The organism is Pseudomonas sp. TUM25319 (assembly GCF_056388475.1).
The window spans coordinates 2,347,363-2,365,946 of sequence record NZ_CM150751.1; the positions used below are offsets into that span (position 1 = coordinate 2,347,363).

Annotated in this window: 20 protein-coding genes; 4 read left to right on the forward strand and 16 right to left on the reverse strand. The window is 63.3% G+C overall.

The annotated features are described in order from the left end of the window. Positions 1 to 16: 16 nt before the first annotated feature. The 10 genes from AC05QJ_RS11090 to ccoN (AC05QJ_RS11135) form a co-directional block, all read right to left on the reverse strand. Positions 17 to 553 carry a FixH family protein gene (locus tag AC05QJ_RS11090; RefSeq protein ID WP_476746900.1) on the reverse strand — a complete coding sequence of 179 codons (537 nt, stop codon included), beginning with the start codon at positions 551 to 553 and terminating at the stop codon, positions 17 to 19. Positions 554 to 565: 12 nt separating this feature from the next. Beyond that, positions 566 to 1,984, reverse strand: coding sequence for a cytochrome c oxidase accessory protein CcoG (ccoG, locus tag AC05QJ_RS11095; RefSeq protein WP_476746901.1), 1,419 nt, complete (start codon positions 1,982 to 1,984; stop codon positions 566 to 568). A 368-nt stretch (positions 1,985 to 2,352) separates the two neighbouring features. Then, positions 2,353 to 3,333 (reverse strand): cytochrome-c oxidase, cbb3-type subunit III, encoded by a 981-nt coding sequence (gene ccoP, locus AC05QJ_RS11100; RefSeq protein ID WP_476746902.1) that lies wholly within the window; start codon positions 3,331 to 3,333, stop codon positions 2,353 to 2,355. After that, positions 3,330 to 3,527 (reverse strand): cbb3-type cytochrome oxidase subunit 3, encoded by a 198-nt coding sequence (locus AC05QJ_RS11105; RefSeq protein WP_458978250.1) that lies wholly within the window; start codon positions 3,525 to 3,527, stop codon positions 3,330 to 3,332. The genes ccoP (AC05QJ_RS11100) and AC05QJ_RS11105 overlap by 4 nt, the downstream gene beginning before the upstream one ends. A gap of 5 nt (positions 3,528 to 3,532) precedes the next feature. Then, positions 3,533 to 4,141, reverse strand: coding sequence for a cytochrome-c oxidase, cbb3-type subunit II (ccoO, locus tag AC05QJ_RS11110; protein ID WP_476746903.1), 609 nt, complete (start codon positions 4,139 to 4,141; stop codon positions 3,533 to 3,535). Beyond that, positions 4,141 to 5,583 (reverse strand): cytochrome-c oxidase, cbb3-type subunit I, encoded by a 1,443-nt coding sequence (ccoN, locus tag AC05QJ_RS11115; protein WP_476746904.1) that lies wholly within the window; start codon positions 5,581 to 5,583, stop codon positions 4,141 to 4,143. The genes ccoO (AC05QJ_RS11110) and ccoN (AC05QJ_RS11115) overlap by 1 nt, the downstream gene beginning before the upstream one ends. Before the next feature lie 492 nt (positions 5,584 to 6,075). Then, positions 6,076 to 7,011 carry a cytochrome-c oxidase, cbb3-type subunit III gene (gene ccoP, locus AC05QJ_RS11120; protein WP_476746905.1) on the reverse strand — a complete coding sequence of 312 codons (936 nt, stop codon included), beginning with the start codon at positions 7,009 to 7,011 and terminating at the stop codon, positions 6,076 to 6,078. Continuing rightward, the gene (locus AC05QJ_RS11125; RefSeq protein WP_476746906.1) at positions 7,008 to 7,205 is read right to left on the reverse strand and encodes a cbb3-type cytochrome oxidase subunit 3; all 198 of its coding nucleotides are present in this window, start codon (positions 7,203 to 7,205) and stop codon (positions 7,008 to 7,010) included. Before AC05QJ_RS11125 ends, ccoP (AC05QJ_RS11120) begins: the two co-directional genes overlap by 4 nt. Before the next feature lie 5 nt (positions 7,206 to 7,210). Beyond that, complete coding sequence (gene ccoO, locus AC05QJ_RS11130) at positions 7,211 to 7,819, reverse strand: cytochrome-c oxidase, cbb3-type subunit II (RefSeq protein WP_476746907.1); 609 nt, start codon at positions 7,817 to 7,819, stop codon at positions 7,211 to 7,213. A gap of 10 nt (positions 7,820 to 7,829) precedes the next feature. Beyond that, positions 7,830 to 9,254: a cytochrome-c oxidase, cbb3-type subunit I gene (gene ccoN, locus AC05QJ_RS11135; protein ID WP_476746908.1), complete on the reverse strand. Its 1,425-nt coding sequence runs from the start codon at positions 9,252 to 9,254 to the stop codon at positions 7,830 to 7,832. Positions 9,255 to 9,303: 49 nt separating this feature from the next. Between ccoN (AC05QJ_RS11135) and AC05QJ_RS11140 the strand changes: the two genes are divergently transcribed. Further along, on the forward strand, positions 9,304 to 9,993 hold the full coding sequence (locus AC05QJ_RS11140) for an alpha/beta family hydrolase (protein ID WP_476746909.1): 690 nt from the start codon (positions 9,304 to 9,306) through the stop codon (positions 9,991 to 9,993). A gap of 196 nt (positions 9,994 to 10,189) precedes the next feature. Here the strand turns inward: AC05QJ_RS11140 and ppnP are convergent, their stop codons facing one another. Together ppnP and AC05QJ_RS11150 are read right to left on the reverse strand one after the other, a co-directional pair. After that, positions 10,190 to 10,474 (reverse strand): pyrimidine/purine nucleoside phosphorylase, encoded by a 285-nt coding sequence (gene ppnP, locus AC05QJ_RS11145; RefSeq protein WP_075802536.1) that lies wholly within the window; start codon positions 10,472 to 10,474, stop codon positions 10,190 to 10,192. Positions 10,475 to 10,548: 74 nt separating this feature from the next. Then, the gene (locus AC05QJ_RS11150) at positions 10,549 to 11,100 is read right to left on the reverse strand and encodes a 3'-5' exonuclease (protein ID WP_476746910.1); all 552 of its coding nucleotides are present in this window, start codon (positions 11,098 to 11,100) and stop codon (positions 10,549 to 10,551) included. 171 nt (positions 11,101 to 11,271) lie between these two features. Here AC05QJ_RS11150 and AC05QJ_RS11155 point away from each other — a divergent pair, with 171 nt between their 5' ends. Continuing rightward, positions 11,272 to 12,075: a substrate-binding periplasmic protein gene (locus AC05QJ_RS11155; RefSeq protein ID WP_476746911.1), complete on the forward strand. Its 804-nt coding sequence runs from the start codon at positions 11,272 to 11,274 to the stop codon at positions 12,073 to 12,075. A 27-nt stretch (positions 12,076 to 12,102) separates the two neighbouring features. Here the strand turns inward: AC05QJ_RS11155 and AC05QJ_RS11160 are convergent, their stop codons facing one another. The 4 genes from AC05QJ_RS11160 to dsbD form a co-directional block, all read right to left on the reverse strand. Continuing rightward, positions 12,103 to 12,648 (reverse strand): RNA polymerase factor sigma-70, encoded by a 546-nt coding sequence (locus AC05QJ_RS11160; protein ID WP_476746912.1) that lies wholly within the window; start codon positions 12,646 to 12,648, stop codon positions 12,103 to 12,105. A 388-nt stretch (positions 12,649 to 13,036) separates the two neighbouring features. Further along, positions 13,037 to 13,795, reverse strand: a complete 759-nt coding sequence (gene dsbG / locus AC05QJ_RS11165) for a thiol:disulfide interchange protein DsbG (RefSeq protein ID WP_476746913.1) — start codon at positions 13,793 to 13,795, stop codon at positions 13,037 to 13,039. Next, on the reverse strand, positions 13,792 to 14,637 hold the full coding sequence (locus AC05QJ_RS11170; protein ID WP_476746914.1) for a TlpA family protein disulfide reductase: 846 nt from the start codon (positions 14,635 to 14,637) through the stop codon (positions 13,792 to 13,794). Before AC05QJ_RS11170 ends, dsbG begins: the two co-directional genes overlap by 4 nt. Further along, positions 14,637 to 16,358, reverse strand: coding sequence for a protein-disulfide reductase DsbD (dsbD, locus tag AC05QJ_RS11175; protein ID WP_476746915.1), 1,722 nt, complete (start codon positions 16,356 to 16,358; stop codon positions 14,637 to 14,639). Before dsbD ends, AC05QJ_RS11170 begins: the two co-directional genes overlap by 1 nt. A 177-nt stretch (positions 16,359 to 16,535) precedes the next feature. On the opposite strand from dsbD, the gene AC05QJ_RS11180 reads away from it, so the two are divergent. Both AC05QJ_RS11180 and AC05QJ_RS11185 read left to right on the forward strand, forming a co-directional pair. Next, positions 16,536 to 17,213, forward strand: coding sequence for a response regulator (locus tag AC05QJ_RS11180; RefSeq protein WP_476746916.1), 678 nt, complete (start codon positions 16,536 to 16,538; stop codon positions 17,211 to 17,213). Beyond that, the gene (locus tag AC05QJ_RS11185) at positions 17,213 to 18,538 is read left to right on the forward strand and encodes an ATP-binding protein (RefSeq protein ID WP_476746917.1); all 1,326 of its coding nucleotides are present in this window, start codon (positions 17,213 to 17,215) and stop codon (positions 18,536 to 18,538) included. The genes AC05QJ_RS11180 and AC05QJ_RS11185 overlap by 1 nt, the downstream gene beginning before the upstream one ends. Positions 18,539 to 18,584: the final 46 nt, after the last annotated feature.

The window sequence follows — 18,584 nt, forward strand, 5'->3', positions numbered from 1 at the left end:
TGGCAACGGCACCCCGTTACTTGTCCAGGTGCTCGGCGCCTTTCAGTGCTTCATCCCCGAGCAGCAAGGTCACGTCGTGGGCCACCTCTTCCTCCTCGAACAGGCGCCAGGTCTGGCCTTGCTCGGTGCCCAGCAGCTCGACGAAGCGCCGGCCTTCCACGCGATCCGGCAACTGGCCGACATAGCGGCCTTCGCCAGTGAGGGTGAGGGCGATCTTGCGATCCTTCTCCGGCTGGGTCGGCGAGATCAAGTTCAGTTCCAGAGTCTGCGGCTGGCTGTCGCCGCTCAGGCGCAACTCCACCTCACCGGTGATTTCGTCCAGGTGCACGCTGGCTTTGAGCTTGAGGGTCTGGCCCAGCATCTCGCGGTCCAGCGAGCGGTTGATGCCCTTGCCTGCCTCGTAGTAGTTGTCGTTGACCAGGTTGTCCGGGTTGTTCACCGCGATGCTGACCATGGTCAGGCTCAAGGTCACCGAGGTGGCGAGGATGCCGATGATGATCCATGGCCAGAGGTTCTTGTACCAGACACTGTGAACGGTGTTCGTTGCAGGCATGGGCATACTCTCTTAGCGGATTTGCGGGCCGATGAAACGGCTCTTGGCTTCGACTTCGGAAGCGCTGTCGTCGGCGTCCCGGAGAATGAAGATGACTTCGTTGGTGGTGGACGGCAGCAACTCCGGCGAGACCGACAGCTGCACCGGCAGGCTGACGATATCGCCTGCAGCCACGCGGATCTCCCTGGCGCCTTCCAGGCGCAGATTCGGCAGGCCCTTGGCTTCGAGAACGTAGACGTGGTCGCGCTGGTCCTTGTTCATGACTTTCAGGCTGTATACGTTCTCGATCCAGCCCTGGGCGTTCTCGCGGTACAGCACGCGGTCCTTGCTGACGTCGAAGCCTACCAGCGAGCGCATCAGGAAGGCGCTGGCGAGCGCGCCGATCATCACCAGCAGGACCACGAAGTAGCCGATCAGCCGTGGCCGCAGCAGGTGGGTCTTCTGTCCGGACAGGTTGTGTTCGGTGGTGTAGCTGATCAGGCCACGCGGGTAGTTCATCTTGTCCATGATGCTGTCGCAGGCGTCGATGCAGGCGGCACAGCCGATACATTCGATCTGCAGGCCGTCGCGGATGTCGATGCCGGTGGGGCAGACCTGGACGCACATGGTGCAGTCGATGCAGTCGCCGAGGCCCTTGGCCTTGTAGTCCACATCTTTTTTGCGCGGGCCGCGGTTCTCGCCGCGACGCGGGTCGTAGGAGACGATCAGGGTGTCCTTGTCGAACATCACGCTCTGGAAGCGGGCGTACGGGCACATGTACACGCACACCTGCTCGCGCAGCCAGCCGGCGTTGCCGTAGGTGGCAAGGGTGAAGAAACCGACCCAGAAATAGGACCAGCCATCGGCCTGGCCGGTGAAGAAGTCGATCATCAGGTCACGGATCGGCGAGAAATAGCCGACGAAGGTCATGCCGGTGATAAACCCGATCAGCAGCCACAGGCTGTGCTTGGCGGCCTTGCGCAGGAACTTGTTGCCGCTCATGGGCGCCTTGTCGAGCTTCATGCGCTGGTTGCGGTCGCCTTCGGTGACTTTTTCGCACCACATGAAGATCCAGGTCCACACGCTCTGCGGGCAGGTGTAGCCACACCAGACGCGGCCGGCGAATACGGTGATGAAGAACAGGCCGAAGGCCGCGACGATAAGGATGCCGGACAGGAGGATGAAATCCTGCGGCCAGATGGTTGCACCAAAGATGTAGAACTTGCGCTCCGGCAGGTTCCACCAGACGGCCTGGTGACCGCCCCAGTTGAGCCACACGGTGCCGAAATACAGGAGGAAGAGGAAGGCGCCGCCAGCCATGCGCAGGTTGCGGAACAGGCCGGTGAAGGCGCGGGTGTAGATCTTTTCCCGGGCGGCGTAGAGGTCCACGCTCTCGTCTTTCTTGTGCTTGGCAGGCGGGGTGATGTCTTGTACCGGAATCTGCTTGCTCATCATTCAGTCCCACGGCAGTGGAAAAACGCCGCGGCCAGTGCATGCCGACCGCAGTCAGAAGTGTTGCTGCTCTGGCCCGCATGATACGCCTGTACTGGCAGTCTGGGGCGCGGGTGCGACACTGGGTCGCGTTGGGTTGGAGCCAACAATGGTGTATTGGCGCTGTCAATTGATCCAGGTCATGGGAGGGTGTTCTTCAGGGCCTTATCGCCGGCAACGCCGGCTCCCACAGGTATCGACTACATCGCCGGACATTGTGGGAGCCGGCGTTGCCGGCGATGAGGCCCTGAAAGAACACCCCTGCATCCCCAGCCAAGAAAAAAGGCCCCACCAGTCTGCACTGACGGGGCCTTTTCTACCGCCGGGCCTTACTGCGCCTCGGCCGGCTTTTCATCTTTCTGCGACAGGCTCCAGACATAGGCCGCCAGCAGGTGGACCTTGTCGTTGCCCTGGATCTGCTCTTGCGCAGGCATCTGGCCCTGACGGCCGTAACGGATGGTCTGCTGCAACTGGGCGAAGCTCGAACCGTAGATGAACGCCTGCGGGTGCGTCAGGTTCGGCGCGCCCATGGCCGGGGTGCCCTTGCCTTCCGGACCGTGGCAGGCCACGCAGTTGGCAGCGAAGATCTTCTGGCCGTTGGCCGGATCAGCCTTGGTGCCTTCGGGCAGGGTGCGACCGTCGAGGTTGGTCAGGACGAACGCGGCAACATCCGCCACGCCCTGCTCGCCGATCACCTCGGCCCACGCCGGCATCACGCCGTGACGACCGGCCATGATGGTCTGCTTGATGGTGGCCGGCTCGCCGCCCCAGCGCCAGTCCTTGTCGGTCAGGTTGGGGAAGCCGTAGGAACCCTTGGCGTCGGAGCCGTGGCAGACCGAGCAGTTGGAGGCAAACAGGCGACCGCCCATTTTCAATGCCTGCGGGTCCTTGGCCACTTCTTCAATGGGCATGGCTGCGAATTTGGCGAAGATCGGCCCGAATTTCGCGTCGGCCCGCTGCATCTCCTTTTCCCACTCGTGAACGCCGGTCCAGCCGGCCTGGCCGTTGGCGAATGGCGTCTCCTTCTCGGTATCCAGGTACTGGTAGCCGGGCAGGATGCCTTTCCAGTTGCCCAGGCCTGGGTACAGCGCCAGGTAGCCCAGGGCAAAGATGATGGTGCCGACGAACAGCATGAACCACCACTTCGGCAGCGGGTTGTCATACTCCTCGATGCCATCGAAGGAGTGGCCCACGGTTTCTTCGGTGGTTTCGCTGCGCTGGCCCTTGCGGGTGGACAGCAGCAGCCAGGTCAGGGCGAAGATGGTGCCCAGACTCAGAACGGTGACGTACAGACTCCAGAAGGTAGTCATTCGTTGTTACTCCTAGACGCTTTCGCTTGCGCTTGCTCGACGTGCTTGCTGGCTTCGGGATCATCCGCAAAAGGCAGCATGGTCGCTTCGTCGAACTCGGACTTGCGCCGAGCGCTGAACACCCACAACGCCAGGCCCACGAAGGCCACCATCACCACGACGGTGCCCAGGCCACGAATCATCCCGATATCCATCGCAGTCACCGTTTGCTTTTGATGATGGTGCCGAGGCCCTGGAGGTACGCGACCAGGGCGTCCATTTCAGTCTTGCCCTTGACCGCGTCGCGGGCACCGGCGATGTCTTCGTCGGTGTACGGCGTGCCCAGGGTGCGCAGGACTTCCATCTTCTTGGCGGTTTCCTTGCCATCGAGCTTGTGCTCAACCAGCCATGGGTAGGCCGGCATCTTCGACTCGGGTACAACGTTGCGCGGGTTGTACAGGTGCGCGCGGTGCCAGTCGTCGGAGTAGCGACCGCCGACACGGGCCAGGTCCGGGCCGGTACGCTTGGAGCCCCAGAGGAACGGGTGGTCCCAGACGCTTTCGCCAGCCACCGAGTAGTGGCCGTAGCGCTCGGTTTCGGCACGGAACGGACGGATCATCTGCGAGTGGCAGCCCACGCAGCCTTCGCGGATGTAGACGTCACGGCCTTCCAGTTCCAGCGCGGTGCGTGGCTTCATGCCTTCGACCGGCTTGTTGGTGACGTCCTGGAAGAACAGCGGGACGATCTGGGTCAGGCCGCCGATGCTCACGGCGATCACCATGAAGAAGGCCAGCAGGCCAATATTCTTCTCGACTACTTCATGCTTCATCAGTGAGCCCCCACGACGACGATCTGTTCAGCGGCCGCAGCTTCGGCCGGTTTCGAGGCGCGAACGGTGCGCAGGACGTTCCAGGCCATCAGCAGCATGCCGGAGGCGAAGAAGGCACCGCCCAGGGCGCGGACGATGTAGCCGGGGTGGCTGGCTTGCAGCGCTTCGACGAAGGAGTAGGTGAGGGTGCCGTCGTCGTTGATCGCACGCCACATCAGGCCCTGGGTGATGCCGTTGACCCACATCGAGGCGATGTAGAGCACGGTGCCGATGGTGGCGAGCCAGAAGTGCGCGTTGATCAGGCCGACGCTGTGCATCTGCGCACGACCGTAGAGTTTCGGGATCATGTGGTACACGGCGCCGATGGAGATCATCGCTACCCAGCCCAGGGCACCGGCGTGTACGTGGCCGATGGTCCAGTCGGTGTAGTGGGACAGCGAGTTGACGGTCTTGATCGCCATCATCGGACCTTCGAAGGTCGACATGCCGTAGAACGCCAGCGAAACCACCAGGAAGCGCAGGATCGGGTCGGTGCGCAGCTTATGCCAGGCGCCCGAGAGGGTCATCATGCCGTTGATCATGCCGCCCCAGCTCGGTGCCAGCAGGATGATCGACATGACCATGCCCAGCGACTGCGCCCAGTCCGGCAGCGCGGTGTAGTGCAGGTGGTGGGGACCTGCCCAGATGTACAGGGTGATCAGTGCCCAGAAGTGCACGATCGACAGGCGATAGGAGTAGATCGGGCGCTCGGCCTGCTTCGGCACGAAGTAGTACATCATCCCGAGGAAGCCGGTGGTGAGGAAGAAGCCCACGGCGTTGTGGCCGTACCACCACTGGATCATCGCGTCGGTGGCGCCGGCATAGGCCGAGTACGACTTGAACAGGCTCACCGGCAGCGAGATGTGGTTGACGATGTGCAGCATGGCGGTGACCAGGATGAAGGCACCGTAGAACCAGTTGCCGACGTAGATGTGCTTGGTCTTGCGCTTGACGATGGTGCCGAAGAACACCACGGCGTAGGTCACCCACACAATGGCCAGCAAAATGGCGATCGGCCACTCCAGCTCGGCGTATTCCTTGGTGGTGGTGTAACCCATGGGCAGGGTGATCAGGGCGCCGATGATGACCGCTTGCCAACCCCAGAAGGTGAAGGCGGCGAGGCTGTCGGAGATCAGTCGCGTCTGGCAGGTACGCTGCACGACGTAGTAGGAGGTGGCGAACAGTGCACAACCGCCGAAGGCGAAGATCACCAGGTTGGTGTGCAAGGGGCGCAGGCGTCCAAAGCTCGTCCACGGCAGGTCAAGGTTGAGTTGCGGCCAGACCAGTTGCGAGGCGATGAAGACACCGAGGCCCATGCCAAGGATCCCCCAGACCACCGTCATGATGGCGAACTGGCGGACGACCTTATAGTTATAAGCAGTCGGACTGATTGCTGTGCTCATTTCCAAGGTTCCACGGTTTTTAGGTGTTTTTGTAGGTAGAAAATCGGCGCAAGTATCTACAGGCAGTGTGGGTATTGCAACGCAAGGGGACTCGCCCCACACCCCGCCAAGGCCGGTTCCAAGGCCTTTCCGAAACTTCTACCGCGCAAATTGTACACAATTATTCTTTATTTATGTGCACCATTTTTGGCGTGGAATGCACGCTCAACAAGGCTTTGAATCGTTGCGAGCCAGCGTCCCCGATTCGTCTGGAAACACGGGGAAAGCGGGCAACTGCCAGCCTTTGCGCTGGCACCATGACATGAGTTGAGCCGACAGCGGTGCATGTGCGACATCGCTTCCTGCCACATGTGGCAACAAGCTTAGTCCCGTTCGGAGGGGGTGCAAGGAAGGGCGGGGAGGGGGTGCGACACTCTGTCGCAAGGGGCGGGAAACACCGCCGCATCTGTTTGGATGCGGCGGTTTCAGTCAATGCTCAGATGGACTGAAGTCTTACTGTGCAGAAGTCTTGTCGCCTTCCTGCGAAAGGCTATAGACATAAGCGGCGAGCAGGTGGACCTTGTCGTTGCCTTGAATGTCCTGCTGGGCAGGCATCTGGCCCTGGCGGCCGTAACGGATGGTCTGCTGCAGTTGGGCGAAGCTCGAACCGTAGATGAAGGCCTGCGGGTGAGTCAGGTTCGGTGCGCCCATGGCTGGAGTGCCCTTGCCTTCCGGACCGTGGCAAGCCACGCAGTTGGCGGCAAAGATCTTCTGGCCATTGGCGACGTCGGCCTTGGTGCCTTCCGGCAGGCTGCGACCGTCGAGGTTGGTCAGGACGAACGCGGCGACATCCGCCACGCCCTGCTCGCCGATCACGTCCGACCAGGCCGGCATCACGCCGTGACGGCCGAGCATGATCGAGGTCTTGATGGTTTCCGGTTCGCCGCCCCAGCGCCAGTCCTTGTCGGTCAGGTTGGGGAAGCCGTAGGAACCCTTGGCGTCGGAACCGTGGCACACCGAGCAGTTGGAGGCGAACAGGCGGCCACCCATCTTCAGTGCCTGCGGATCCTTGGCCACTTCTTCCACCGGCATGGCGGCGAACTTGGCGAAGATCGGTCCGTACTTGGCGTCGGCCCGTTCCATTTCCTTCTGCCATTCGTTGGCGCCGGTCCAGCCATTTTCATAGCCGGGCAGGATGCCTTTCCAGTTGCCCAGGCCCGGGTAGAGCACCAGGTAGCCGGCGGCGAACACCAGGGTGCCGACGAACAGCCAGAACCACCAGCGCGGCAGCGGATTGTCGTATTCCTCGATGCCATCGAAGGCGTGGCCCATGGTCTGGTCGGTGCTGCCGGGTGTCTCGCCCTTGCGGGTGGACAGCAGCAACCAGGTCAGGCCGATCAGGCTGCCGATGGTCAGTACGCTGATGTACGTACTCCAGAACGTGGTCATTGCCGATTACTCCTCATGGCGTTTTCTTTTTCGGCGCCTGGCAGGCGCTCGTCGGCGAAGGGCAGCAGGCTCGCTTCGGCGAATTCACGGTCACGGCGACGGTTGAAAACCCAGAGCGACAGGCCGATGAAGGCGATCGCCACCACCAGGGTGCCGAGGCCGCGCAACTGGCCGATATCCAGGGTGAAGTCCATGGCGCTTACCTCTTGTTCTTGATCGCGGTGCCGAGCACCTGCAGGTAGGCGACCAGCGCGTCCATTTCGGTCTTGCCCTTGACCGAGGCGACGGCACCGCTGATGTCGTCGTCGGTGTACGGCACGCCGAGGCTGCGCATCGCTTTGATCTTGGCCTCGGTATGGCTGGTATCGACCTGTTGGGCGACGAGCCATGGGTACGACGGCATCTTCGACTCGGGCACGACGTTGCGCGGGTTGTACAGGTGCGCACGGTGCCAGTCGTCGGAGTAGCGGCCGCCAACGCGGGCCAGATCAGGACCGGTACGCTTGGAACCCCACAGGAACGGGTGGTCCCAGACGCTCTCGCCGGCCACCGAGTAGTGGCCGTAGCGCTCGGTCTCGGCGCGGAACGGACGGATCATCTGCGAGTGGCAGCCGACGCAGCCTTCGCGGATGTAGATGTCGCGGCCTTCCAGTTGCAGCGCGGTGTAGGGCTTCATGCCTTCGACCGGCTTGTTGGTGACGTCCTGGAAGAACAGCGGGACGATCTGGGTCAGGCCGCCGATGCTCACGGCAAAGACCATCAGCAGCACCAGCAGGAAGACGTTCTTTTCAATAGCTTCGTGTTTCATGTCCTAGTCCTCAGGCCAGCTGCGCGGAAGCGTCTGCGGTTGCCGGAGCCGGGGCACGCACGGTGCGCCAGGTGTTCCAGGCCATCAGCAGCATGCCGGTCAGGAAGATCGCACCACCGACGAACCGCACGATGAAGCCTGGGTGGCTGGCCACCAGGGTTTCGACGAAGGAGTAGGTGAGGGTGCCGTCGGCGTTGACTGCGCGCCACATCAGGCCCTGGGCGATACCGTTGACCCACATCGAGGCGATGTAGAGCACGGTGCCGATGGTGGCGAGCCAGAAGTGCGCGTTGATCAGCCCGATGCTGTGCATCTGGGTCTTGCCGAAGACTTTCGGGATCATGTGGTACAGCGCGCCGATGGAAATCATCGCCACCCAGCCGAGGGCGCCGGCGTGTACGTGGCCAATGGTCCAGTCGGTGTAGTGGGACAGGGCGTTGACGGTCTTGATGGCCATCATCGGACCTTCGAAGGTCGACATGCCGTAGAACGCCAGCGAAACCACCAGGAAGCGCAGGATCGGGTCGCTGCGCAGCTTATGCCAGGCGCCCGAGAGGGTCATCATGCCGTTGATCATGCCGCCCCAGCTGGGTGCCAGCAGTACCAGGGACATGATCATGCCCAGCGATTGCGCCCAGTCCGGCAGCGCGGTGTAGTGCAGGTGGTGCGGACCTGCCCAGATGTACAGGGTGATCAGCGCCCAGAAGTGCACGATCGACAGGCGATAGGAATACACCGGACGTTCAGCCTGCTTCGGCACGAAGTAGTACATCATCCCCAGGAAGCCGGCGGTCAGGAAGAAGCCCACGGCGTTGTGGCCGTACCACCACTGCACCATGGCGTCGGTGGCGCCGCTGTACAGCGAGTAGGACTTGGTCAGGCTGACCGGCAGTTCCATGTTGTTGACGATGTGCAGGATGGCCACGGTGATGATGAACGCACCGAAGAACCAGTTGCCCACGTAGATGTGCTTGGTGGTGCGCTTGATCAGCGTGCCGAAGAACACCACGGCGTACGCGACCCAGACGATGGTGATCAGGATATCGATCGGCCATTCCAGCTCGGCGTATTCCTTGGAGCTGGTATAACCCAGCGGCAGGGTGATGGCGGCCAGCAGGATCACCAGTTGCCAGCCCCAGAAGGTGAACGCCGCGAGCGCGGGCGCGAACAGTTGGGTCTGGCAGGTGCGCTGCACGGAGTAGTAGGAGCTGGCGAACAGCGCGCAACCACCGAAGGCGAAGATCACCGCGTTGGTATGCAGGGGGCGCAGGCGCCCGAAGCTGGTCCAGGGAAGGTCGAAGTTGAGGGAAGGCCAGACGAGTTGCGCGGCGATGAAAACGCCGAGCCCCATCCCGACGATTCCCCACACCACCGTCATAATGGCGAATTGGCGGACCACCCTGTAGTTGTAGGCGGTACTGCTGGTTGTGTTCATGTATGGGTTCCCATCCACGGTTATAGGCAGGCTAAACAGCGAGGCAAGCATGATTAATGGGCAGATCGCCGGTATTGACGGGGATCAATGGGCGCAGTGCCTGAAAATGCGGGGGTGGCTATGGAATGCCCCGCAAAATCAGAGGGATGGCGGGGTTGGCGCCACCTTGATCCTGGCCCACGGCGCAGGGGCGCCGATGGACAGCGGGTTCATGGAAGAAATGGCGCAAAGGCTTGCAGGGCATGGGCTCGGCGTATTGCGTTTCGAGTTCCCCTACATGGCGCAGCGGCGCAGTGGTGGTGGCAAAAGGCCGCCAAATCCCCAGGCGGTTCTGCTCGATTGCTGGCGTGAGGTGTATGCGCAGGTGCGACCATTGGTCGCTGGGCCGCTGGCCATCGGCGGCAAGTCCATGGGCGGGCGCATGGCCAGCCTGCTGGCAGACGAACTGGGGGCCGACGCGCTGGTGTGCCTGGGCTATCCGTTCTATGCCGCGGGCAAACCGGAGAAACCGCGGGTGGCGCATCTGGCCGGATTGAAGACGCCGACGCTGATCGTTCAGGGCGAGCGGGATGCGCTGGGCAATCGGGAAGCGGTGGAGGGGTATGAACTGTCGCCGGCGATCGAACTGTGCTGGCTGGAGGCGGGGGACCATGACCTCAAGCCGTTGAAGGCTTCAGGGTTTACTCATGAAGATCACATGGAGACGGCGGCGGCGCGGGTGTCTGGTTTCCTGAGATGAGCAGAGGAACTGCATTTTCTGTGGGAACGGCTTCAGCCGCGATCGACGGCAACGCCGTCGTAAAACCTGGACTCCGGGTCAGCCTGACACACCTGAGATGTCGGTTGGGTGGGCGCTTTGCGCCCAATCGCGGCTAAAGCCGCTCCCACGATGCCTTGTATCAGGCGATGGGAGCTGACCAGCCACGACCTGATTTTCAGTCGCGGTACTCGCACAGGTAAGCGGTATCCACCGCCACCTTCAACTGGAATTTGGCATTGGCCGGTACGTTGAACTGGCTGCCGGCAGAGAAGGTTTCCCAGTTGTCGCTGTCGGGCAGCTTGACGGTCAGGGCGCCGGAGACCACGTGCATGATTTCACGCTGGGCAGTGCCGAATTCGTATTCGCCCGGGGCCATCACGCCGACAGTGGCCGGACCTTCGGCGCCGGTGAAGGCGATCGATTTGACCGTGCCGTCGAAGTACTCGTTGACTTTGAACATGGGCGACTCCTGAAAAGAAAGGGACCAAAAAGGCCGGCCAGTATGCCCAAGCCCGTTGGTCCCGTCATCCGCTTTCAGGTGCCCTGGACCGGGAGTGTCAGTGGCAGCAGCCGCGCGGTATTGCGGGCGTCTTCCAGCGCGCGGTGCTGTTGGCCGGAAAACTGCAGCCCGGCCAGTTGCAGCGCGCTGTTCAGGCCCATCGGGCGCTGCAACTGACGGGCCTTGGCGAAGCGCTGCTTGAGGTTGAGGTGGGGGATGCGCGACAGCAGGCTGTCGATGCCATAGCCCTGCCATTCCTGCAGCAGTTGCTTGCGATCGTAGTCGCCCCAACTGGTCCAGCCCTCCAGGCGCGGCTGGTAATGGCCGAGCCAGCGCTCGAACTGTGCCCAGACCTCATTGAACGGTGCCGCGCTGTCGACACTGGCCTGGCTGATATGGGTCAGCTCCCGGCAAAAGGTCGTGAGCTGCGGGCGTCGACGCGGCCGGACGAAGCGCTGGAAATGATCCACTTCCCGGCCCTCGCGATTGACCAGGCTGGCGCCGATTTCGATGACTTCCATATCCGTGATCGGCCAGCCACCGTCGTCGGTGGTGGCTTCCAGGTCGATCACCAACCAATGGCCCATAATTGATTCCCTGACAAGATGTGCGCCAAGCGTAGCCAAACCTGAAGGTTGGCGGTATCCCCTGGCAATTTGCCCAAGTGCTCGAAAATGGCGCATGCGGCGGGTTGTACTACCTCGGGAAAACGCCTAGCTTACTCAGCACCGGGTCAGAAACCTTGAGAGTGTGTCGCCTTGATTCCAGCGCCAATACCGCGGGTATTGTCTTTCTTCACCTGTCTGGCCCTGACCTGGCAGGCTGACGCGGCCCTCGCGCTCGACGCTGTCGAAATCAGGATCGGCGCCGCGCACTTCCCGCCTTACACCGTACGCCCGGAGCAAGGCGCCGACACCGGCCTGTTGCCGCAACTGGTCGAGGCACTGAACCAGGCGCAGCAGGGTTTCCACTTTGTGCTCGTGCCTACTTCGATTCCACGCCGGTTTCGCGATTTCGAGCAGGGGCGCGTGGACATGGCGATCTTCGAGAACCCCGACTGGGGCTGGCAGAGCATCGCCCACGACAGCGTCGACATGGGCCTGGAGGATGCCGAGATCTTTGTCGCTCATCGGGTCGAGAACCGTGACCAGCGTTATTTCGATGACCTGAAAGGCAAGCGCCTGGCTCTGTTCAGCGGCTATCACTACGCCTTTGCCCGTTTCAACGCCGACCCGCGCTACCTGGCCAGCGCCTACAACGCCACGCTCACCTACTCCCACGACAGCAACCTGCAGATGGTCCAGCGTGATCGGGCCGATATCGCCCTGGTCACGCGTTCATACCTGAGCGATTACCTGGTACGCAACCCGGACAGCGCCGACGAATTGCTCGCTTCCGAGCGTGTCGACCAGGTCTATCACCACTACGCACTGCTGCGCCCGCAGGCAAAGATCAATGGCGCGCAGTTCGCCGCGTTGCTGGAGCTACTGCGCAACAATGGTGAACTGCTGAGGATTTTCCAGCCGTACCGCATCCAGGTGATTCATCCGCACGCGCATTGAGCGCAGTCCGGTCACCTGTTGCCGGATTTATTGAGGCACGCCGGCGCCCCGCGCACTGGAGACCTTGCGGCAATGCACCAGGGCATCGCGGATCATGAAGTTGACCAGGGTCGGGGAGACGCCCAGTTCCTTGGCGATGTCCTTTTGCGGCACACCATGCAGGCGGTACATCTCGAAGGCGTAGCGCGTGCGCGCTGGTAGCTCGGTCAGGGCATCGGCAATGTGTTCGAGGGTGGCGAAATTGATATGCGCGGCCTCCGGCGACGCACCTTGCACCACGACGTTCAAGCCTTCTTCTTCGGTACCCGAGTATTTCATCTCCATTGCCTGCTTGCGGTAATGGTCGATAGCCAGGTTGCGCACGATCTGGAACAGGTAGCTCAGTTGCGCCTTGAACGAGGAGGTGATCTGTGGCGCGGAGTTGAGCCGGAAAAAAGCGTCCTGTACTACATCCTCGGCCCGCGAGCGGCAACCCGTGATGCGGGCGGCGATCTTGACCAGGATGCTGCGATTGTCGACGAACGCTTGGAGTAACGGTGAATCGCACTTACCTGTGGATAGCTGTTCCGCCATGGAAATCACCTTTTCTCTAAGTGGATAGCGAACATTCCGGAGGGGCTGTTCGCTGCGACGTGCGACAAACTAGTATTAATGATAATTATTGTCAATTGCGAAAGTTAATAAGTCGATATATGTTTTCGTTCTAAGTCGACAGATAACTTTCGCGGTGGAAGGCATTCCCGCCGGCCCCGCCTTGGCAGCCCTTGAAGCAGAGCGTTCGAGGTATCCGGGCAAGGTTTACCGGTCTGCGGGCAGTGGGTTTCCCTGACCCTTATCCCACAGCCAAATGACGAAACCGTGCTTGCTTTCACAACGTCAGCGCGGGCAAAAAAAGGCCGCCATGACGGCGGCCAAGGGGAACACCGGAGTGCGTCTCGAACACTCCGGATGGGAGGAGGGGTCAGCGTTTGCCGAGGATCTTGCCAAGCATTTCCGGACGTGGCGCGCCTTGCTGTTGCTGCAGGCGCTGTTGCTGGTCGAGGTAGAAGATGGCCGGTGTGGCGGACAGGCCAAGCTCTTCCATCAGTGCCAGGTTGGCGTCCAGTCTGGCCTGTACGTCCGCCGGGATTTTTTCCAGGGCCTTGAGCGTGCTGGCCTTGCCGGCGCTTTCATGGTCGTGCAGGGCCTGTCGCGGATCCTTGCTCGCCAGCAGCGCTGCCGACTTGGCAGGGCTGTCCTCGCGAATGATGCCCACCATGATGTGGCGCAATTGCACTTTGCCAGAGTCGACCCAGGGCCGTGCCTGTTCCCAGAACAGGTTGCAGTACGGGCAGTTGGGGTCGCTGAACAGGTAGACGATGCGTGGCGCATCGGCCTTGCCGTCGGCGATCCAGCTGGATGTTTCCATCTTCGCCCAGACTTCCCTGGCCATCGGCGCATAGACCAGTTGTTCCAGCGGTTTCTCGCTCAGGTCTTGGCCTTGCTCGTCGAACAGGCTGCCGACCAGCGCGTGCTTGCCGTCCGGCGTCAGGTAGATGGCCACGCCACGGTTCTGGAACTGTGCGGCATAGCCCTTCAGGCCGTTGGGTGCATCGAAGCTGCCAACGACTTTCGCCCCCTTGGCTTCGATCTGCCGCACGGCCTCGGGCAGCGCTTCGGCGTGCAGCAACGGGCTGGCGAGCGAGCCGAGGATCAGGCTCAGGGACAGGGCGGTTTTCATGGTGTGGTCCTTGTTTGCGAAAGGGGCGTACGCGGCGCCTGCGCTTCGAAGGATTGCAGGGCATGGTGCAGGCTGGCGCGGGACAGTTCGCCCAGATGGCTGCCTACCAGGCGTCCGTCGGCGTCGTAGAACAGTGTGGTGGGCAGTGCCATGGAGCCGACCTGGGTCGCCAGTTGGCCGCTGGCATCGAACAGCACGTGGGACAGGTTCAGGCCTGTGGTGGCGAGGAAGTTGGTGACGATCTGCGGCGTCTCGCCCTGATTGACGAACAGGAAGGTGACCTGCGGATAGTCATGCTGTGCCTGCTGCAGCACCGGCATTTCCCGGCGACAGGGCGGGCACCAGGTGGCCCACAGGTTGATCACCAGCGGCTGGCCGCGGTGGCTGTCCAGCGCCACAGCCTGGCCGCGGGCGTCGAGCAGGGTCAGTTGCGGCAGGTGTGTGCCTTGTTCGTAAAGGTGGCTGGCCCAACTGCTGAGCAGCCAGAACAGGGCGCCGCTGAGCAGGCCCCAGCCAAGCGGGCGGCGCCTTGCCGGCTTGCGCCAGCCGGTCCACAGGGCGCCGAGCAGCACCACCGTCAGGCCCGCCCAGGGCGAGAAGCCGCCGTCGCGGATGTCGATGATCTGCAGCGGGTCGTCGCGGTACATCGACCAGTAGGTGAGGACGAAGCCGATCCGCGCGCCGAGCAGACCGAGCAGAAACAGGCCGAACAGCGAGGACTCGGGGTTGTCGCCACCGCGTCTGGCGACCCGCCAGCCGACCAGGGTCGCCAGTCCCAGCGCTGCCAGCAGCAAGAGGTGGTCGAGGGCCATGGCCACGGGGCCGATATTTACGGTCAGCATCAGCCCTGGCTCCTGGTCGCGGCCCAGTGTTTGAGGAAGGTTTCGGCATCCGTTTCCCCCACCAGCCGGCGAGCACGACGCTCTTCGCCATCGGGGCCGATCCACAGCATGCTGGGCGGACCGGGCACCTGGTAGCGTGTCAGCAATTCACGGGCCGCAGGTGCATCGGCGGTAACGTCGAGGCGCACCAGGCGCACGCCATTCAGGGCGGCCAGCACATCGGCGCGGGCGAACACCTGCTTTTCCATGACCTTGCACGACACGCACCAGTCCGCGTAGTAGTCGAGGAACACCCACTGGCCCTGGGTGCGCGCTGCGTCGAGTTCGGCCTGCAGTGCCTGCGGGGTGCTGACAGTCACGAAGGCATCGACCGTGTTGCCGGCTGAGGCATTCATGGCGGGCCCTCCCGTATAGGGTTGCAGAGGCTGCCACGGATCGCTGCCGCCGCCCGCCGCGCCGACAATCGCCAGCGCGCCCCACAGTCCGGCAATCAGCATCACCGGTTGTGCCGCGCGGAACCTGCGCAGTGCCGGCCAGGCGCTCCACGCCAGGGCCAGCAGCCAGGCGCCGGCCAGGGCCAGCCAGAGCACCGGGTCGAGTACCACCCGCAGGGTGTACAGCGCCATGGCGAGGAAAACGAAGCCGAACACCCCCTTGACCAGGTTCATCCAGGCGCCGGGACGCGGCAGGTAGCGGTTGCCCACTGTCACCAGCAGCAACAGAGGCAGGCCCATGCCCAGCCCCAGGCTGAACAGCACCAGCGCGCCGTGAACGGCGTTGCCGCTCTGGGCGATATAGAGCAGGGCGCCGGCCAACGGAGCGGTCATGCACGGGCCCATCAGCAGGCCGGACAGCGCGCCCAGCAGCGCCGCACCGTAGAGGTTGCCACCGCGGGTCTGGCTGCCGGCCCGTTCGAGGCGGTCGCGCAGGAACATCGGCAGTTGCAGTTCGAAGGCGCCAAACATCGGCAGCGCCAGCAGCACGAACAGCGCCGCCAGGCTGCCCAGCAACCACGGCTGTTGCAGCCACGCCTGGAGATTGGCCCCCAGCAGCGCCGCCACCACGCCGAGGGCGGCATACACCAGGGCCATGCTCAGCACATAAGTGCCGGCCAGCACCCAGCCCCGTCGGGCGCTGGCATTGTTGCCCATGACCAGCCCGGCAAGAATCGGCAGCATCGGCAGCGAGCAGGGGGTGAAGGCCAGCAGCAGGCCGAGGCCGAAGAACACCAGCAGGCTCCAGGCGAGCGGGTGCTGTTGCAGGGTGCCGGCGAGGGCCTGGTCGCTGGCCTGAGCGGTATCGGCGCTGGCGCCGCTGAGTGTCACTAACGAGGTTTGCGGCGGATAGCACAGGCCGGCATCGGCGCAGCCCTGCCAGCCGATGCGCAGGGTGCCTTCGGCGGTTGCAGGCAGCAGCAGCTCCAGCTCGCCGCGATAGACCGGGGTATCGCCGAAGAATTCGTCATGGTGGGGCAACGCGGCGGGCAGCGTTGGCTGTTGCTCCGGTGCCAGGCCATCGAACTTCAGGCGCTTCTGGTACAGGTAATAGCCATCGGTGATCGCCCAGTGCAGGCGGGTCTCGCCGGAGGGCAGGCGCTCGCTGGTAAAGACGAAGGCCTTTTCCACCGGCAGGAAGTCGCTCTGGGCGAAGGGATTGGCGAAGTTCTGCGCCTGGCTCAGTGAGCTGAACAGGCAGAGGATCGCCAGAAGCAATGCACGCATGTCGAAGCCTTGGAAGATCTTGAGCGCCCAAGGCTGCCCATGCCGGATTAACCCCGGATTAACCCCGGACCGAGCCGCTCGCCGGCAGGCGACGCGGGCCCGAGGGCAGGGCATAATCCCAGGTTAATCCTGCTCTGGCCTACTACTGGCCTTTCCAGTCGCTGACCGAACCCGACCATGCATGTACTGCTCTGTGAAGATGACGACCTGATCGCCACCGGTATCATCGCCGGCCTCAGTGCCCAGGGCCTGACCGTGGACCGCGTGGCCAACGCCAGTGCCGCGCGGGCGATGCTCCAGGCCGCGCATTTCGATGTGATGGTGCTGGACCTCGGTCTGCCTGACGAAGACGGCCTGAAACTGCTGCAACGCCTGCGTCAGCAGGGCGAAAGCCTGCCGGTGCTGATCCTCACCGCCCGTGATGCGGTCACCGACCGGGTCGACGGCCTGCAGGCCGGGGCCGACGACTACCTGCTCAAACCCTTCGACCTGCGCGAGCTGGCTGCGCGTCTGCACACCCTGGTGCGACGCATGGCCGGGCGCTGCGTCAACGTGATCGAGCACGGGCCGCTCAGCTTCGATCCGAGCAATTGCGAAACCAGCCTCGGCGGCCAGCCGGTGGACCTGTCGCGGCGCGAGCAGGCGCTGCTCCAGGCGCTGCTCAACAACCCGGGTCGGGTGCTGTCCAGCGAGCAGCTCAAAGACAGCGTCTATGGCTTCGGTGACGAAGTGGAGAGCAATGCCCTGAACGTCCATATCCATCACCTGCGGCGCAAACTTGGCAACGGTATCGTCGAGACCGTCCGTGGCCTGGGCTATCGCCTCGGCCCTGCGCAACTCCCTGGGGAGCACTGATGAGCCTGCGCCTGCGCCTGAGCCTGATCCTCGGCACCGCGTTCGTCCTGATCTGGGCCCTGGCGGCTGCCTGGATGCTGCGCGACCTGCGCCAGCAGATGATGTTCTCCCTCGACCAGCGCCTGGTGGCCTCGGCGCGGATGGTCGCCGGGCTGATCGACCAGTTGCCGCAGCCGCTGACCAGCCAGGGCGAGGGCACGCGCCTGAGTGCCGACCAGTTGAGCGTGCCCGACGGCATGGCCTGCCAGGTCACCTCGTTGCGTGGGGAGATCCTTGCCCGCAGCCACCAGCACGCCGACCAGCATCTGGACAATGGCAGCGGCGGCTTCCATGACCAGATGATCGACGGTGCCAGCTGGCGCAGCTTCACCTTTGTCCACGGCGATATCCGCATCACCACCGCCGACCGCAATCTGGAGCGTGAGGCGCTGAACCGCTCGATCCTGCTGGCCGCCTCGGCGCCGGTGCTGGTGGCGTTGCTGGGCAGCCTCGGCCCGCTCTGGCTGGGCATCGGCAAGGGCCTGGCGCCGTTGAACTGGATGCGCGATGCCTTGCGAAGGCGCAGCCCCGATTCGGTCGAGCCGTTGCAGATCAAAGCGGTGCCCAGCGAGTTGCAGCCGCTGCTGGATACCCAGAACCAGTTGTTCCTGCGCATTGGCCAGACCATCGAGCGCGAGCGTCGTCTTACCGGTGACGCGGCCCACGAGTTGCGCAGCCCGCTGACGGCGATCAAGACCCACCTGCAAGTGGCGCGGATGACCGACGGTGCCGTGCGCGAACAGGCACTGGAGCATGCCGAGCAGGGCGCCGACCGCCTGCACAGGACGCTCGAACAATTGTTGTTGCTGGCGCGGGTCGAGGGCAGCCTGTCGTTCGACGACGGCGTGCAGTGCAGCGCCGAGCAAGTGGCGCGGCAGGCGATCCAGGACACCGGCGACAACCGCCGCATCATCCTGGCCGCGCCGCCTCGTGCCGCGCAGGCGCTGCTGGACATGCCCGGAGCGCTGGCAGTGGCGGCGTTGCGCAACCTGCTGGACAACGCCTTGCGCCACAGCAGCGGCGAGATGCCGGTTGAACTGGAAGTGCAGGTCGAAAACGAGCAGGTGGGCTTCCTGGTTCGCGATCATGGTCCAGGGATCCCCGAGCAGGACCTGCAACACCTCACCCAGCGCTTCTGGCGCAACGGCCACAGCGAGGGCAGCGGGCTGGGGCTGGCGATCGTCCAGGCCATCGTCCAGCGCTGCGCCTGTTCCCTTGACTTCGACAGCCGGGGCGACGGCCTGCGGGTGTTGCTGCGGATGCCATTGAAGGCCCAGGCCGCCTAAATTTGTCCGGCGGTACAACGTTCTAGCTTGGACATAGGCGGTTTCC